Genomic DNA, 16473 nt, shown 5'->3' on the forward strand with positions numbered 1-16473 from the left:
CCGTCCGGGCGTCGTTACTGCGCGGCGCGGCGTTCGAGCACCGCGGCGAAGAAGCCGTCGGTCGCGTGACGGTGCGGCCACAGCGACAGGTAATCGCCCGTCTCGAGCGCGATGCGCTGGTCGGCCAGCACCTGCTGCGCCGGCACCAGCACGAAGTCGGGGTGATCGGCCAGGAACTGTTCGACGATGCGCTCGTTCTCGGCGTCGAGCACGCTGCAGGTCGCGTAGACGAGCCGGCCGCCCTTCTTCACGAGCCGCGCGGCGCTCGCGAGGATCGACGCCTGCTTGGGCGTCAGCTCGTCGATCGCCGTGCGCGTCTGCCGCCACTTCAGGTCCGGATTGCGGCGCAGCGTGCCGAGGCCGCTACACGGCGCGTCGACCAGCACGCGGTCGATCTTGCCGGCGAGCCGTTTGATCTTCGCGTCGTGCTCGCTGTCGATCAGCACCGGGTTCACGTTCGACAGCCCGCTGCGCGCGAGGCGCGGCTTCAGCTTGGCGAGGCGCTTTTCCGAGACGTCGAACGCATACAGGCGCCCGGTCGAGCGCATCATCGCGCCGAGCGCGAGCGTCTTGCCGCCCGCGCCCGCGCAGAAATCGACGACCATCTCGCCGCGCCGCGGCGCCACCAGCGAGCACAGCAGCTGGCTGCCTTCGTCCTGCACCTCGATCGCCCCTTCCTCAAACAGCTTCAGGCGCGTCAGCGCCGGCTTGCCGACCACGCGCACCCCGAACGGCGCGAACGGCGTCGCGCCCGCGTCGATGCCGCTCACACGCAGCGCTTCGATCACCTGGTCGCGGCTCGCCTTCTGCGCGTTGGCACGCAGGTCGAGCGGCGCCGGGTAGTTCAGCGCGGCGGCGAGTTGCGCGAGCTCGTCGGCGTCGAAACGGGCCGACAGCGCCTGGTGAATCCAGTCGGGCAGATTCGTGCGAATGCGCACCGGCAGGCTCGCCGGATCGATCTTCGACACGTGCTCGAGCCATGCGGACTCGGTGTCGGACAGGAACGGCTTCAACGCATTGCGACCGACCGTCTGCATCAGGCCGAGCAGCGTGAGGCGTCGCGCGGGCGTGCCCGTGCCGCTCTCGGCCAGATGCGAAAACTCCATCTTCCGGCGCAGCACCGCGAACACGGCCTCGGCGATCACGCCGCGCTCGGCATGCCCGAGCTTCGGGTGCGCGCGGAAGAACCGGCTCGTCGTCGCGTCGGCGGGGCCGGCGAACTTCAGCACCTCGGCCAGCAAAGTCTCGGTCTGGCCGATCAGGAATCCGTGCAGCTTCATACGCCCTCACTCGTTTCGGTATGCGGTTCATCCGCGAAAATCCAGCGCGCCTCGTCGGGCGCCACCACTGCACGGCCGTTCTCGAGACGCAACCGGCCGTCGACGAACCAGCGCACCGCGCGCGGATACAGCACGTGCTCGACCGCCAGCACGCGCCGCGCGAGCGCGGCCGCGTCGTCGCCGGCGCGCACGGGCACCGCGCCCTGCGCGACGATCGCGCCGCTGTCGAGCTCGGGGATGACGAAATGCACGCTTGCGCCATGCAGCGCGACGCCGGCATCCAGCGCCTGCTGGTGCGTGTGGATGCCCTTGAAGCTCGGCAGCAGCGACGGATGGATATTCAGCAGCCGGCCCTCGTAACGTCTGACGAAAGCGGGCGTGAGGATGCGCATGAAGCCGGCGAGGACGACGAGATCGGGCGAGAAACGGTCGATCTCCGCGGCGAGCGCCGCGTCGAAGCTGTCGCGGCCGTCGAACGACCGGTGGTCGACCACCGCCGTCGCCACCCCGTGCGACGCGGCAAAAGCCAGGCCGGCCGCGTCGGGCCGGTTGGCGATCACGGCGGCGACCTCGGCCGGCCAGCGTTCCTGCGCGCATGCGCGGACGATGGCCTCCATGTTGCTGCCGCGACCGGAAATCAGGATCACGAGTTTTTTCATCCGCGAATTTTACCATTCGCCCCCGCGTTTCCCGCCTTCTCGGCCGCCGGCCCGCCCGAACGTTTATAATCTTCTGCTTTGCGGCATCCCACCGCCCATTCCCCCGACGCTGCATCCGCTATCGTGAAAGTCTTCCGCGGCCTGCCCAACGCCGAGAGTCGCGCCCCGTGCGCGCTGACGATCGGCAACTTCGACGGTGTCCATCGCGGCCACCAGGCCTTGCTCGCGCGCGTGCGCGCGGCAGCGGACGCGCGCGGCCTGCCCGTGTGCGTGATGACGTTCGAGCCGCACCCGCGCGAATTCTTCAATCCGGCCGGCGCGCCGCCGCGCATCGCGATGCTGCGCGACAAGCTCGAGGCGCTGCGCGACCACGGGGTCGACCGCGTCGTCGTCGAGCACTTCAATCACACGTTCGCGAGCCAGTCGCCGCAGGCGTTCGTCGAGCGCACGCTGGTGAACGGGCTGCACACGCGCTGGATGATGGTCGGCGACGATTTCTGCTACGGCGCGAAGCGCGCGGGCACGTTCGACACGCTGAAGGCGGCCGGCGAGCAGTACGGCTTCGAGGTCGAGCAGATGGGCACGGTCGCCGGCAGCGACGGCACGCGCATCTCGAGTTCCGGCGTGCGCGCGGCGCTCGCCGCGGGCGATCTCGACGCGGCCGCGCAGGCGCTCGGCCACGGCTATCTGATCAGCGGCCACGTCGCGCACGGGCTGAAGCTCGGCCGCGATCTCGGCTTCCCGACGCTGAACCTGCCGATCGCGCACAAACGGCCGGCGCTCCAGGGCATCTTCGTCGTGCAGGTGCACGGCCTCGGCCCCACCCCGCTGCCGGGCGTCGCGAGCCTCGGGCTGCGCCCGACGGTCGACGATTCCGGCCGCACGCTGCTCGAAGTCCATCTGCTCGACTGGCACGGCGACGCATACGGCAAACTGATCCGTGTCGAATTCCTGAAGAAGCTGCGCGACGAGGCGAAGTTCGACGATCTCGAGGCGCTGTCGCGGGCGATCGCGCTCGACGTCGCGAATGCGCGCGCGTACTTCGTCGAGCGCGACCGCGCGCCGGGCAGCCGCGCGACCGGCTTCGCGACGTCGGCGACCGACCGAATTAGCTGATCCGGACGGCGGCGCCTCGCGCCGCACCCTCGCGCCGCCTTCTCGCGCGCCTACCCGATTCACGACGCCAGAGCGTCCCCCGATTTAGATAGCGATCCCATCATGAGCAACAAGAAAGCCGATTCGAAACCGCAGGCCAAGTATCCGGTCAACCTGCTCGACACGCCGTTCCCGATGCGCGGCGACCTGCCCAAGCGCGAACCGCAGTGGGTCAAGGAGTGGGAAGAGCGCGGCATCTACGACAAGATCCGCGCGGCCAGCCAGGGCCGGCCGAAGTTCATCCTGCACGACGGCCCGCCGTACGCGAACGGCGACATCCACCTCGGCCACGCGGTCAACAAGATCCTGAAGGACATCGTCGTCAAGTCGCGCAACATGGCCGGCTTCGACGCGCCGTACGTGCCGGGCTGGGATTGCCACGGGATGCCGATCGAGATCCAGATCGAGAAGCAGTTCGGCAAGTCGCTGCCTGCAGCCGAAGTGATGAGCAAGGCGCGCGCGTACGCGACCGAGCAGATCGAGAAGCAGAAGGTCGGCTTCAAGCGTCTCGGCGTGCTCGGCGACTGGGCCAACCCGTACAAGACGATGAACTTCGTGAACGAGGCGGAAGAAATCCGCGCGCTCGGCAAGATCATCGAGAAGGGCTTCGTGTATCGCGGGCTGAAGCCGGTGAACTGGTGCTTCGACTGCGGCTCGGCGCTCGCGGAAGCGGAAGTCGAGTACAAGGACCGCACCGACCCGACGATCGACGTGATGTTCGCGTTCGCGGAACCCGAAAAGACCGCGCAGGCGTTCGGCCTGCCGGCGCTGCCGCGCGCCGACGGCGGCATCGTGATCTGGACGACCACGCCGTGGACGATTCCCGCCAACCAGGCGCTGAACCTCCATCCGGAAATCGTCTACGCGCTGGTCGACACCGAGCGCGGGCTGCTGATCATCGCGGAAGAGCGCGTCGAAGCCTGCATGACCGACTTCAAGCTGACCGGCCGCGTCGTCGCGACCGCGCCCGGCGTGAAGCTCGCGAACCTGCGCTTCCACCACCCGCTCGCGTCTGCGCACCCCGGCTACAAGCGCACCGCGCCCGTCTACCTCGGCGACTACGTGACGACCGACACGGGTACCGGCGTCGTGCACTCGTCGCCCGCGTACGGTATCGAGGACTTCGTGTCGTGCAAGGCGCACGGGATGACCGACTCGGACATCATCAACCCGGTGATGGGCGACGGCCGCTATATCGAATCGCTGCCGCTGTTCGGCGGCCTGTCGATCTGGGACGCGAACCCGAAGATCGTCGACGCGCTGAACGCGGCCGGCTCGCTGCTGCGCAGCGAGAAGTACACGCACAGCTACATGCACTGCTGGCGCCACAAGACGCCGATCATCTACCGCGCGACGTCGCAGTGGTTCGCCGGCATGGACACGACGCCGCGCGACGGCGGCAAGACGCTGCGCGAGACGGCGCTCGAAGGCGTCGACGCGACCGCGTTCTACCCGTCGTGGGGCAAGCAGCGTCTGTTCAGCATGATCGCGAACCGTCCGGACTGGACGCTGTCGCGCCAGCGCCAGTGGGGCGTGCCGATGGCGTTCTTCGTGCACAAGGAAACCGGCGAGCTGCACCCGCGCACGCTCGAGCTGCTCGAGGAAGTCGCGAAGCGCGTCGAGCAGTCGGGCATCGAGGCGTGGCAGTCGCTCGACCCGCGCGAGCTGATCGGCGACGACGCGAACCTGTACGAAAAGAACCGCGACACGCTCGACGTGTGGTTCGACTCGGGCACGACGCACTGGCACGTGCTGCGCGGCTCGCACAAGGATCAGCTGCAGTTCCCGGCCGATCTGTACCTCGAAGGCTCGGACCAGCATCGCGGCTGGTTCCACTCGTCGCTGCTGACGGCATCGATGCTCGACGGCCGCGCGCCGTACAAGGGCCTGCTCACGCACGGCTTCACGGTCGACGGCGAAGGCCGCAAGATGAGCAAGTCGCTCGGCAACGGCATCGACCCGCACGAAGTCGCGAACCGCCTCGGCGCGGAAATCATCCGCCTGTGGATCGCGTCGACCGACTACTCGGGCGAGCTCGCGATCTCCGAGGAAATCCTGAAGCGCGTGACCGAAGGCTATCGCCGCATCCGCAACACGCTGCGCTTCCTGCTCGCGAACCTGTCGGACTTCGACTTCGCGCAGCACGCGGTGCCGGTCGACGAATGGCTCGAGATCGACCGTTACGCGGTCGCGTTCTCCGCCCAGCTGCAGACGGAACTGCTCGGCCACTACGAGAAGTACGAATTCCACCCGGTCGTCGCGAAGCTGCAGACGTACTGCTCGGAAGATCTCGGCGGCTTCTATCTCGACGTGCTGAAGGACCGCCTGTACACGAGCGCCGCCGATTCGCGCGCGCGCCGCTCCGCGCAGACCGCGCTGTACCACCTGACGCACGGCCTGCTGCGCGTGCTCGCGCCGTTCCTGTCGTTCACGGCCGAAGAAGCGTGGAAGGTGTTCCAGCCGGCCAGCGACACGATCTTCACGGAAACCTACTATGCGTATCCGGAAGTCGCCGGCTCGGCCGCGCTGATCGAGAAGTGGGCGCTGCTGCGCGACGTGCGCGGCAACGTGACCAAGGCGCTCGAGGAAGCGCGCACCGCGAACCGCATCGGTTCGTCGCTGCAGGCCGAAGTGGCCGTGCATGCGAGCGGCGCGCGCTACGACGCGCTCGCGAGCCTCGGCGACGACCTGAAGTTCGTGCTGATCACGTCGGCCGCGACGGTCGTCAAGGTCGACGACGAAGCGCAGGAAAGCGTCGACGTGGTCGCGTCGAAGTACCAGAAGTGCGAGCGCTGCTGGCACTACCGCGAAGACGTCGGCGCGCACGCCGAGCATCCGACGCTGTGCGGCCGCTGCTTCTCGAATCTGTTTGAAAACGGCGAAATCCGGAGCGCTGCTTAAACCATGGCGAAAACCCTGTCGAAACCGGCCAGCGGCGCGCTCGCGCCCTGGCTCGGCATTTCGCTGATCGTGATTCTGTTCGATCAACTGTCGAAGATCGCGATCCTGAAAACGTTCGCGTACGGCGCGCAGCATGCGCTGACGTCGTTCTTCAACCTCGTGCTGGTGTACAACCGTGGCGCCGCGTTCGGCTTCCTGTCGACCGCGAGCGGCTGGCAGCGCTGGGCGTTCACCGCGCTCGGCGTCGGTGCGACGCTCGTGATCTGCTTTCTGCTGCGCCGTCACGGCCAACAGCGGCTCTTCAGCCTGTCGCTCGCGCTGATCCTCGGCGGCGCGCTCGGCAACGTGATCGACCGGCTCGTCTACGGCCACGTGATCGACTTCCTCGATTTCCACCTCGGCACGTGGCACTTCCCGGCGTTCAACCTCGCCGATTCCGCGATCACGGTCGGTGCGGTGCTGCTGATCTACGACGAGCTGCGGCGCGTGCGCGGCTCGCGCTGAGCGCGCATACTCCGTGTCGACGGCCGGCTTCGCGCCGGCCGTTCCGTTTGACCCCAGGAGGCCTGAGTTGGCACACGCAGAACTCGCAGGAAAACACCTCGTTCTCGGCCTGACGGGCGGCATCGCCTGCTACAAGATCGCCGAGCTCACGCGGCTGCTCGTGAAGGCCGGCGCGACCGTGCAGGTCGCGATGACCGACGCCGCCACCCAGTTCATCACGCCCGTCACGATGCAGGCGCTGTCGGGCCGGCCCGTCTATACGAGCCAGTGGGACGCGCGCATCGACAACAACATGGCGCACATCGACCTGTCGCGCGAAGCCGACGCGATCGTGATCGCGCCCGCGTCGACGGATTTCCTCGCCAAGCTCGCGCATGGGTTCGCCGACGATCTGCTGTCGACGCTGTGCATCGCGCGCGACTGTCCGCTGCTCGTCGTCCCCGCGATGAACCGCCAGATGTGGCAGAACCCGGCCACGCAACGCAATGCCGCGCAACTGCGCGCCGACGGCGTGTCGGTGCTCGGCCCGGATTCGGGCGCGCAGGCATGCGGCGAAGTCGGCGACGGCCGCATGCTCGAGCCCGAGGCGATCTATGAAGCGATCGTCGCGCACTTCGCGCCGAAGGTGCTCGCGCACCGCCGCGTGCTGATCACGGCCGGGCCGACGTTCGAGCCGCTCGACCCCGTGCGCGGCCTGACGAACCGCTCCAGCGGCAAGATGGGCTTCGCGCTCGCCCGCGCCGCGCAGCAGGCCGGCGCCGACGTGCATCTCGTCGCCGGGCCGGTCGCGCTCGACACGCCGTGGGGCGTCTACCGTCAGGACGTGCAGACCGCGCAGCAGATGTACGACGCGGTGATGCATGCGGTCGCCGATGCCGACATCTTCATCGCGGTGGCTGCGGTCGCCGACTGGCGCGTCGATCAGCCGGCCGAGCACAAGATGAAGAAGACGGCCGACCGCAAGATGCCGGCGCTTGCGTTCGTCGAAAACCCCGACATCCTCGCGTCGGTCGCGGCGCTGCCCGATCCACCGTTCTGCGTCGGCTTCGCGGCCGAAAGCGGCGACCTCGACGTGCACGGCGACGAGAAGCGCAAGCGCAAGAACGTGCCGCTGCTCGTCGGCAACCTCGGCCCGCTGACATTCGGCCGCGACGACAACGAAGTCGTGCTGTTCGAGGCCGCCGGCCTCACACGCCTGCCGCGCGCGCCCAAGGACGAACTCGCGCATGCGCTCGTCGCGGAAATCGCGAAGCGCCTGCCCGACAACCGCCTGATCTGATCCCCGCGCGACGGCCCGTGCCGCCGCGCCCTTCCCGACCGATTCGACGACCGCATGAAACTCGACCTGAAAATTCTCGACGCGCGCATGCGCGACTACCTGCCCGCCTATGCGACCACCGGCAGCGCCGGCCTCGACCTGCGCGCCTGCCTCGACGCACCGGTCACGCTGCAGCCGGGCGAAACCACGCTGGTGCCGACCGGCCTCGCAATCCACCTCGCCGATCCCGGCTATGCGGCGCTGATCCTGCCGCGCTCGGGCCTCGGCCACAAGCACGGAATCGTGCTCGGCAACCTCGTCGGCCTGATCGACTCCGATTACCAGGGCCAGTTGATGGTCTCGACGTGGAACCGCGGCCAGACCGAGTTCGTGCTGAACCCGTTCGAACGGCTCGCACAACTCGTGATCGTGCCGGTCGTGCAGGCGCAGTTCAACATCGTCGACGAATTCACCGCGAGCGATCGCGGCGCCGGCGGCTTCGGCAGCACCGGCCGCCACTGAGCCGCGCAGCACGGAAAAAGGGGCCTCGGCCCCTTTTCCTTTTCACGCGCCGTCACTTGCCGGTCGGTTGCGCGATTCGCGCGAGCGCCGGCTCACGCCGCCGCGCCTGCGCGATGCTCGCATAGACGACCATCGCGACCAGCACGCCGAGCAGCACGGCGGACGAGCCGACCGTGCCGAGCGCAAGGCCGCCCTTTGCGACCGGCTTCGTCAGCAAGTCGCCGACCGTCGCACCGAACGGACGGGTGAGCACGAACGCGGCCCAGAACAGCAGCACGCCGGAAATGCGCGTGAAGTAGTGCGCGAGCACGATCGCCGCCAGCAGGCCGCCGATCAGCAATGCGCCGCCGCCGAAGCCAAGCCCCGAGCTGTCGGCGAGGAAGTCGCCGAGCGCGGTGCCGAGCGTGTTCGAGAACAGGATCGCGATCCAGTACAGCAGCTCGACCTTACGCGTACGGATCAGGTCGACCGACAGCGATTCGCCGCTGAGCCGCCAGACCGCGAAGATCGCCAGCAGGATCGCGACCAGAATCGACGAGCCGGCCGCATAGCCGAGGCCGAGCGTGCGATCCATGAAGTCGGACATCGTCGTGCCGGCCGTGCTCGTCGCGACGATCACGGCCCAGTAGATCGCCGGGCGATAGCGCGTCGTCCTGAGCTGGGCGCCCAGCGTCGCGACGAAGAAACCGAACAGCAGGATCGAGCTCACCGCGTAGCCGACGTTCAGCGTCATCGACAGCAAGTCGCCGCCCGTTTCGCCAAGCGTCGTCGCGCAGATCTTCATGATCCAGAACGCGAGCGTGATTTCGGGAAGTTTGTTCATTCGAACCCCTTTTTGCAGGAAATGGCGCGCCGATGCGGGCCCGCGCGCCGTGCAGACAGGATCGAATGTAGTCGCCGTTCGCTTAACGGAACCTTAGCAAGTGTGAAGAACGGTATCGGCCGCCACGCCCGCGCAGTCAGCGCGCGTGCTGGTGCCGGTAATGCAGTGCGTAGGCGAGCGTCAGCAGCACGACGAACACGACGCCGACCACCATCGTCATCCGGAATTCGCGCGTGAAAGCGGTCGTCAGCAGGATCGCGGCCACGAGCCCCGCGCCGAGCAGGCTGCCGAACGGGTGTCCCCACATCCGGAACGCGAGCGCGGGGCCGCGATACCGCGAACGGAACCGCAGATGCGTGACGAAGATCATCAGCCATGTGAACAGCGCGCCGAACATCGCGATCGCCATCATCACCGTGAAGGCGGTGTCGGGCGCCAGCGCGACCAGCACGGCCGCCACCGCGACGCCGCTCGTCGAAATCCACAGCGCCGCGCGCGGTACGCCGTTCGCGCCGAGCCGGCCGAACACCGCGGGCGCGAGGCGCGCGCGCGACAGGCTGAACATCATCCGCGTCGTCACGTACAGCTGACTGTTCATCGCCGACAGCGCCGCGATCAGCAGCACGAAATTGATCACGCCCGCCGCGTACGGCACGTGCGTCGCGGCCATCACCTTCACGAACGGGCTTTCGTCGGTGCCGGCCTGCGTCCACGGCACGATCGCGAGCATCAGCGCGAGTGTCAACAGGTAGAACAGCACGAGCCGGAACACGGTCGAGCGAAATGCGCGCGTGACCGCGTGCTGCGGATCGCGCGCCTCGCCGGCCGCGATCGCGACGGCTTCGATGCTCATGTAGCTGAAGATCGCGACGATCACCGCGACCCACGTACCCCACGGCCCCTTCGGCATGAAGCCGCCGTGCGCGGTGTAGTTCGCGAAACCGATGCCCGCTGCGGCCGGCGCCGACCAGACGAGATAGCCGCCCAGCACGATGAACACGACGATCGCCGCAATCTTCAGCAGCGAAAACGCGTATTCGACCGTCCCGTACAACGTCACGCTCGCGAGGTTCACCGCGATCAGCAGCGCGGAGAAGCCGATCACCCAGTACCAGCCGGGCACGGCCGGGAACCAGTACTTCATGAACACGGCGATCGCGCTGATCTCGGTGCCGATCGCGAACACGACCGCGAACCAGTACGCATAACGCACGAGAAAACCCGCGAGCGGGCCGACGTAGTGCTCGGCGTACGCACCGAACGAGCCGGCCGTCGGATGCGCGACGGTCATTTCCGCGAGCGCGCCCATCAGCAGCAACGCGATCAGCGCGCCGATCGCATAGGAAACCAGCACGCTCGGGCCGGCGAGCCCGATCGCGAACCCGCTGCCGAGGAACAGCCCCGTGCCGATCGCGCCGCCGATCGCGATCATCGCCATCTGCCCCGACGTCAGCGCATGGCGCAACCCTTGTTCGCGCGCGACGATATCGTCGAACGACCGTTGTTGTTGTGTCACTGCGTCACCACTCCCCTGCACCACCATCGCGCCGCCGGCGCGGATAAAACGAAACGGCGCGGAGAACTTCCCGCGCCGTTCGCATGAACAACGAAATTATCGCTTACTCGACTTCGACCGTCTCTTCGTTCGGCTTGTGCGGCGGATTCGCCAGCTTGTCGAACGACAACTGCACCTTGTCGGCCTCGTCGACGTCGACCGTCACGTGGCCGCCGTTCAGCAGCTTGCCGAACAGCAGTTCGTCGGCCAGCGCGCGCCGGATCGTGTCCTGGATCAGCCGCTGCATCGGCCGCGCACCCATCAGCGGGTCGAAACCGTGCTTCGCGAGATGCTTGCGCAACGCGTCGGTGAAGAGCGCGTCGACCTTCTTCTCGTGCAACTGTTCCTCGAGCTGGATCAGGAACTTGTCGACCACGCGCATGATGATTTCCTCATCGAGCGAGCGGAAGCTGATGATCGCATCCAGACGGTTGCGGAACTCCGGCGTGAACAGCCGCTTGATGTCCGTCATCTCGTCGCCGGTTTCGCGGCGCGTCGTGAAGCCGATCGTCGCCTTCTGCATCGATTCGGCGCCCGCATTCGTCGTCATGATGATGATGACGTTGCGGAAATCCGCCTTGCGGCCGTTGTTGTCCGTCAGCGTGCCGTGGTCCATCACCTGCAGCAGCACGTTGAAGATGTCCGGATGCGCCTTCTCGATTTCGTCGAGCAGCAGCACGCAATGCGGCTTCTTCGTGACGGCTTCGGTCAAGAGCCCGCCCTGGTCGAACCCGACATAGCCAGGCGGCGCGCCGATCAGCCGGCTGACCGCATGACGCTCCATGTATTCCGACATGTCGAAGCGGATCAGCTCGATGCCGAGCGTGAACGCGAGCTGACGCGCCACTTCGGTCTTGCCGACGCCCGTCGGGCCGGAGAACAGGAACGCGCCGATCGGCTTGTCCATCTTGCCGAGGCCCGCGCGCGCCATCTTGATCGACGCCGCGAGCGCGTCGATCGCCGGATCCTGGCCGAACACGACGCTCTTCAGGTCGCGATCGAGCGTCTGCAGCTTGCTGCGGTCGTCCTGCGACACGCTTTGCGCCGGCACGCGCGCGATCTTCGAGATGATTTCCTCGATCTCGCTCTTGCCGATCGTCTTCTTCTGCTTCGACTTCGGCAGGATGCGCTGCGCGGCGCCCGCTTCGTCGATCACGTCGATCGCCTTGTCCGGCAGGTGACGGTCGGTGATGAAGCGCGCCGACAGTTCGGCCGCGGCCGACAGCGCGCCCGACGAATACTTGACGCCGTGGTGCTCCTCGAAGCGCGACTTCAGCCCGCGCAGGATCGCGACCGTCTGCTCGACGCTCGGCTCCGTCACGTCGACCTTCTGGAAGCGCCGCGACAGCGCCGCATCCTTCTCGAAGATCCCGCGATATTCGGTGAACGTGGTCGCGCCGATGCACTTGAGCGTGCCCGACGACAGCGCCGGCTTCAGCAGGTTCGATGCGTCGAGCGTGCCGCCCGATGCGGCGCCCGCGCCGATCAGCGTATGGATTTCGTCGATGAACAGGATCGCGTGCGGGCGCTCCTTCAGCTCCTTCAGCACCGTCTTCAGACGCTGCTCGAAATCGCCGCGATACTTGGTGCCTGCCAGCAACGCGCCCATGTCGAGCGAGTACACCTGCGCGTTCGCGAGGATGTCCGGCACCTCGCCGCGCGTGATCCGATACGCGAGCCCTTCCGCGATCGCGGTCTTGCCGACGCCGGCTTCGCCGACGAGCAGCGGATTGTTCTTGCGGCGGCGGCACAGCACCTGCACGACGCGCTCGACCTCGGGCTCGCGACCGATCAGCGGATCGATGCGGCCGTCCTTCGCCATCTGGTTCAGGTTCTGCGTGAACTGCGCGAGCGGCGTTTCCTTCTGCGCGTTCGCGTCTTCGCTTTCCGCATTCGCGTCGGCCGACTTCGCGGCTTCGCCGCTGTTCGTCTTCGCGATGCCGTGCGAAATGAAGTTCACCACGTCGAGGCGCGTGACGCCCTGCTGCTGCAGGTAGTAAACGGCGTGCGAATCCTTCTCGCCGAAGATCGCGACCAGCACGTTCGCGCCGGTCACTTCCTTCTTGCCGTTCGACGTCGACTGGACGTGCATGATCGCGCGCTGGATCACGCGCTGGAAACCGAGCGTCGGCTGGGTATCGACATCGTCGGTGCCCGGGACGGTAGGTGTGTTGTCGTGGATGAAATTGCGCAGGTTCTGACGCAGGTCCTCGATGTTTGCCGCGCACGCGCGCAACACCTCGGCCGCCGTCGGATTATCCAGCAGGGCCAGCAGCAGATGCTCGACCGTAATGAACTCATGGCGCGCCTGGCGTGCTTCCATGAACGCCATGTGCAGGCTGACTTCCAATTCCTGGGCAATCATGCTTCCTCCATCACGCACTGCAGCGGATGCCCTGCCTGCCGCGCATGGGTAACGACTTGCTCAACCTTGGTCGACGCGATGTCCCGCGTATAGACCCCACAAACCCCTCGCCCTTCGCGATGGACCTTCAGCATGATCTGCGTGGCCGTCTCGCGATCCTTCTTGAAATACTCCTGGACCACCATCACGACGAATTCCATCGGCGTGAAATCGTCGTTCAGCAGCACCACCTTGTACATCGAAGGCGGCTTGAGCTTCTGCTGCTTGCGTTCCAGGACGGTGCTGTCCTGCTTGTCCGGGATAATCGCCATACACCCATTCTAAACAACTCGGACAGGCCCGCAATCCTGCCATTACCCGACCGACCGGCCGGCGCCCTCCCCGGTATCCCGGAACACGCGATCGCCCTCGCGCCATACGAAAGCCGGCTGCGGTGCCGGCTTTCACGCATGGCGCGGAACACGAACCGTCAGGGGGAATCGCACCGGAACGTCGTGTCCGCATCCAGTATCCCACAAGCCGGGACGACTCGAACGCGTGTCACTCGAGCCTGGTATATGAGCCGATTATGCGGCTTTTCAAGCCCTCGCGCTTGGCCGCATGCTGCAAAGCAAAGCCGGAAAAACCCTGAAAATGGGTTCTTTACAACGACCCTCTAAACGTCGAAAAATTCCACTTGACACTCCAATAAAGAGCGCCAACAATCAAGCTGGCACTTTTTTCAATTCGCCGATTGGCGAAACGAAAGAGGCCGAGGTGAGCTTGTGAGGGGGGAACGGCTGTATTTTCAGTCGTTTAGCTTTTCGAGCGTGCTCGTGGTAAGTAGCAGCGACTGTGTGACAGGGGAAGTAGGAAAATGGCAACTGGTATCGTTAAGTGGTTCAACGACGCGAAGGGCTTCGGCTTCATCACTCCCGACGAGGGCGGTGAGGATCTGTTTGCGCACTTCTCGGCTATCAGCATGAATGGTTTCAAGACGCTGAAGGAAGGCCAGAAGGTGAGCTTTGACGTCGTTCAAGGGCCGAAGGGCAAGCAAGCGTCGAACATCCAGGCCGCATAAAGGCATCGGATATCGGACGAAGAAACCCGGCGCACAGCGCCGGGTTTCTTTTTTTGAGGCCGGCCCATCGATAATCGATTGGCCGGCCTTTTCGTTCAATCCCGATAATTGAACGCACATTGTCTCGTCACGCATGCGGATCGCCTGTCGAATCCGCACGTGAAACACATTCGCGGTTTCGTTACACGACCTTCAACGTACCCATCATGCCGAGATCTTCGTGTTCGAGAATGTGGCAGTGAAACATGCGCTCTCCAGGCATGTCTTGCGTGACGAGAATCGACACGGTTTCACCGCTGCGCACGTTCACGGTATCGCGCCACGCGCGGAACGGTTCGCTCGTGCGCGAACCGGCCGACGCCCGCTCGATGACCTGAAACTGCGTGCCGTGCAGATGGAACGGGTGATCCATGTCCGTCGTATTGCGGATCTCCCAGCGCTCGACGTCGCCGCGACGGCTCGTCAGCGTCGCGCGGTGCGGCGCGTAGGTGTCGCCGTTGATCGTGAAGCGCATGCCGGCCGGGCGGCCGTGCGTCGCGCCGCTCATCATCGCGTCCATGTCCATTTCCTCGCCGAACGCGACCGTCTTGTGCGCCACCGGTTCGCCCAGCGGCCGCACCGCGCGCAGCGTGGCAGGCACCGCACGGGCCTCGGCGGGCGCAAACGCGACATCGGCCAGCGCCAGCGCCGGATCGGGCGGCAGGCTGCCGTGGCCGTCGTCGTGCGACATAGCCATCTTGCGGCGGTCGTACTCGGCCGCCTGCAGCACCGCGCGCGACGCGCGGTCGCCGGCGCGCACCAACAGCTCCGCGCGCTCGCCCGGCGCAATCAGCAGCGACGTCGCGCGCCGCGGCGCGTCGAACAACCCGCCGTCGGTGCCCACGTGCTCGAACGCGCGGCCGTCGTCGAATGCGATACGCAGGTAGCGTGCGCTGCACGCGTTCCAGACACGCCAGCGTTCGTCGCCCGCGACGTCGATGTGCGGCCGACGCGCGCCGTTGATCAGCACGAACTGGCCTTCACGGCCGTTCATCCAGTCCATCATGTCGTTCGGCGCAATTGTGCCGTCGCGCGCAAGCTTCAGGTCCGACACGAACAGGTGGCGCTCGGGCCAGCCGGCAAGCGGATCGTCGGCGGCGCGCACGACGAACGGGCCGGCCAGCCCGCGGAACACCTGCTCGGCGGTCATCATGTGCGGATGCGGGTGGTACCAGTAGGTGCCGGCGCTGCCCTTCGGCAGCGTGAAGCGATATACGCGCGACGCGCCGGGCGCGACGGGATCGGACGGGTTGCCGTCCTGGTCGGGCGGCACGGGCAAGCCGTGCCAGTGGATCGTCGACGGCTGCGGCAGCTTGTTCACGAACCGGATCTCGACCGTATCGCCCTCGCGCACGTCGATCAGCGGGCCGACGACGGGGCCTTGCGTGCCCGCGCCGAACTGCCAGAAGGGGGTCGGCCGCGCACCGTGCAGCATCGGACGCGCGACGGGCTGCGCCACCAACGTGGCGCGAAACGTGCCGGGCTCACGACTTTCGTTGGCCAGCGTACGCAACGTCGCGAGCGGCGCGCCGGCCGGCAGCGCGTCGGCTGCCGCGAGCGCGACCGGCGCGGACTGACCGTGCTGCGCGTGCGCCGACATCCCCGGCATACCCGACATGCCCGGCATGTCGCTCATCGAATCCATGCCGGCCATGCCCGCGTGCCCGGCATGCTGCGCCCACGCAGTGCGTGCGCATAGCGACGCGGCTGCGACGCCGACGGCGTGCGACAGGAAGGTTCTCCGTCTCATCAATCGATCCTCGTTATTCATGCGGCGCCGCGCGACAGCCGCGGCGGTCGCGTCATCATAACCGCAGGCCTTCATCGAAAAGCGCCGTCGCCGGGCGGGCGGCGATACGTCGCAGCAGAGCGTCGCGACAAGGCCGGACACGGCGCCACGCTTGGCATCGCCGAGCGGCACTTCGGCAACCACCGCTGCGCTCCAGCCGTGCCTTGCACCCGCCTGCAAACGAGCTTGGCGCCTTCCGCCTCGGCCCCGCTCTTGCCCCCGCTGCATCGATGATCCGAAAACCCGCCGATTTTTCACGATGCGGAACAAGTCACTGCGTTATAAAAATTCGTGGTGCAGGGCACAAATTTCCCGTTTCGCGATGCCGAAAAACGTTCCGCAATACAAAAAGAAAGAAATAATTATTTGTTTTTAAAAGAAAAATTTTGTTTGGAGAAGCCGTTCTACCTGCACCATCCGAACAGGTCGCGGACGTAGACTTTGTTCCATGCACTGACGCTTCGCCGCGACGTTCGATACGAAACCCGGCGCAAGCAGCCAGTCGGGCCACAGCCGGCCGAGCCGGCAGGCGGCACAACAGAATCGCTCGTGATCAGAAAGGG

General features: G+C 66.4%; 13 protein-coding genes. 6 read left to right on the forward strand and 7 right to left on the reverse strand.

What is annotated here, in order from left to right:
* Positions 1-14: 14 nt before the first annotated feature.
* Together WS54_RS26105 and purN are read right to left on the reverse strand one after the other, a co-directional pair.
* The gene (locus tag WS54_RS26105; protein WP_059782249.1) at positions 15-1280 is read right to left on the reverse strand and encodes an RsmB/NOP family class I SAM-dependent RNA methyltransferase; all 1266 of its coding nucleotides are present in this window, start codon (positions 1278-1280) and stop codon (positions 15-17) included.
* On the reverse strand, positions 1277-1939 hold the full coding sequence (gene purN / locus WS54_RS26110) for a phosphoribosylglycinamide formyltransferase (RefSeq protein ID WP_034208183.1): 663 nt from the start codon (positions 1937-1939) through the stop codon (positions 1277-1279). The genes WS54_RS26105 and purN overlap by 4 nt, the downstream gene beginning before the upstream one ends.
* 123 nt (positions 1940-2062) lie before the next feature.
* Here purN and WS54_RS26115 point away from each other — a divergent pair, with 123 nt between their 5' ends.
* From WS54_RS26115 to dut, 5 genes are all read left to right on the forward strand, one after another.
* The gene (locus WS54_RS26115) at positions 2063-3055 is read left to right on the forward strand and encodes a bifunctional riboflavin kinase/FAD synthetase (RefSeq protein WP_059782247.1); all 993 of its coding nucleotides are present in this window, start codon (positions 2063-2065) and stop codon (positions 3053-3055) included.
* Positions 3056-3157: 102 nt separating this feature from the next.
* The gene (ileS, locus tag WS54_RS26120; RefSeq protein ID WP_059782245.1) at positions 3158-5995 is read left to right on the forward strand and encodes an isoleucine--tRNA ligase; all 2838 of its coding nucleotides are present in this window, start codon (positions 3158-3160) and stop codon (positions 5993-5995) included.
* 3 nt (positions 5996-5998) lie between these two features.
* Positions 5999-6499, forward strand: coding sequence for a signal peptidase II (gene lspA, locus WS54_RS26125; protein ID WP_059782243.1), 501 nt, complete (start codon positions 5999-6001; stop codon positions 6497-6499).
* Between the two features lie 67 nt (positions 6500-6566).
* The gene (gene coaBC / locus WS54_RS26130; protein ID WP_059782242.1) at positions 6567-7778 is read left to right on the forward strand and encodes a bifunctional phosphopantothenoylcysteine decarboxylase/phosphopantothenate--cysteine ligase CoaBC; all 1212 of its coding nucleotides are present in this window, start codon (positions 6567-6569) and stop codon (positions 7776-7778) included.
* A gap of 54 nt (positions 7779-7832) precedes the next feature.
* Positions 7833-8279, forward strand: a complete 447-nt coding sequence (dut, locus tag WS54_RS26135; protein ID WP_034208188.1) for a dUTP diphosphatase — start codon at positions 7833-7835, stop codon at positions 8277-8279.
* Positions 8280-8331: 52 nt separating this feature from the next.
* Here dut and WS54_RS26140 read toward each other — a convergent pair whose 3' ends face one another.
* The 4 genes from WS54_RS26140 to clpS all read right to left on the reverse strand — a co-directional run bounded on the left by WS54_RS26140 (position 8332) and on the right by clpS (position 13333).
* Complete coding sequence (locus WS54_RS26140; RefSeq protein ID WP_059782240.1) at positions 8332-9102, reverse strand: COG4705 family protein; 771 nt, start codon at positions 9100-9102, stop codon at positions 8332-8334.
* A gap of 136 nt (positions 9103-9238) precedes the next feature.
* Positions 9239-10618 carry an amino acid permease gene (locus WS54_RS26145; protein ID WP_059782339.1) on the reverse strand — a complete coding sequence of 460 codons (1380 nt, stop codon included), beginning with the start codon at positions 10616-10618 and terminating at the stop codon, positions 9239-9241.
* Between the two features lie 103 nt (positions 10619-10721).
* Positions 10722-13022, reverse strand: a complete 2301-nt coding sequence (clpA, locus tag WS54_RS26150; protein ID WP_059782238.1) for an ATP-dependent Clp protease ATP-binding subunit ClpA — start codon at positions 13020-13022, stop codon at positions 10722-10724.
* Complete coding sequence (gene clpS, locus WS54_RS26155) at positions 13019-13333, reverse strand: ATP-dependent Clp protease adapter ClpS (RefSeq protein WP_006398529.1); 315 nt, start codon at positions 13331-13333, stop codon at positions 13019-13021. The genes clpA and clpS overlap by 4 nt, the downstream gene beginning before the upstream one ends.
* Before the next feature lie 545 nt (positions 13334-13878).
* On the opposite strand from clpS, the gene WS54_RS26165 reads away from it, so the two are divergent.
* Positions 13879-14082, forward strand: coding sequence for a cold-shock protein (locus WS54_RS26165; protein ID WP_034208192.1), 204 nt, complete (start codon positions 13879-13881; stop codon positions 14080-14082).
* 181 nt (positions 14083-14263) lie between these two features.
* Here the strand turns inward: WS54_RS26165 and WS54_RS26170 are convergent, their stop codons facing one another.
* Positions 14264-15871 carry a multicopper oxidase family protein gene (locus WS54_RS26170; RefSeq protein ID WP_059782336.1) on the reverse strand — a complete coding sequence of 536 codons (1608 nt, stop codon included), beginning with the start codon at positions 15869-15871 and terminating at the stop codon, positions 14264-14266.
* Positions 15872-16473 lie beyond the last annotated feature (602 nt).

Origin of the sequence: Burkholderia sp. NRF60-BP8, assembly GCF_001522585.2 — a bacterium.
Taxonomy (GTDB): Bacteria; Pseudomonadota; Gammaproteobacteria; order Burkholderiales; family Burkholderiaceae; genus Burkholderia.

Bases quoted from the DNA above. Each gene is read 5' to 3' on its own strand.
- clpS (WP_006398529.1), bottom strand. From the start codon at position 13,333: ATGGCGATTATCCCGGACAAGCAGGACAGCACCGTCCTGGAACGCAAG.
- purN (WP_034208183.1), bottom strand. From the start codon at position 1,939: ATGAAAAAACTCGTGATCCTGATTTCCGGTCGCGGCAGCAACATGGAG.
- WS54_RS26165 (WP_034208192.1), top strand. From the start codon at position 13,879: ATGGCAACTGGTATCGTTAAGTGGTTCAACGACGCGAAGGGCTTCGGC.
- clpA (WP_059782238.1), bottom strand. From the start codon at position 13,022: ATGATTGCCCAGGAATTGGAAGTCAGCCTGCACATGGCGTTCATGGAA.
- dut (WP_034208188.1), top strand. From the start codon at position 7,833: ATGAAACTCGACCTGAAAATTCTCGACGCGCGCATGCGCGACTACCTG.
- WS54_RS26170 (WP_059782336.1), bottom strand. From the start codon at position 15,871: ATGAGACGGAGAACCTTCCTGTCGCACGCCGTCGGCGTCGCAGCCGCG.
- lspA (WP_059782243.1), top strand. From the start codon at position 5,999: ATGGCGAAAACCCTGTCGAAACCGGCCAGCGGCGCGCTCGCGCCCTGG.
- WS54_RS26105 (WP_059782249.1), bottom strand. From the start codon at position 1,280: ATGAAGCTGCACGGATTCCTGATCGGCCAGACCGAGACTTTGCTGGCC.
- ileS (WP_059782245.1), top strand. From the start codon at position 3,158: ATGAGCAACAAGAAAGCCGATTCGAAACCGCAGGCCAAGTATCCGGTC.
- WS54_RS26140 (WP_059782240.1), bottom strand. From the start codon at position 9,102: ATGAACAAACTTCCCGAAATCACGCTCGCGTTCTGGATCATGAAGATC.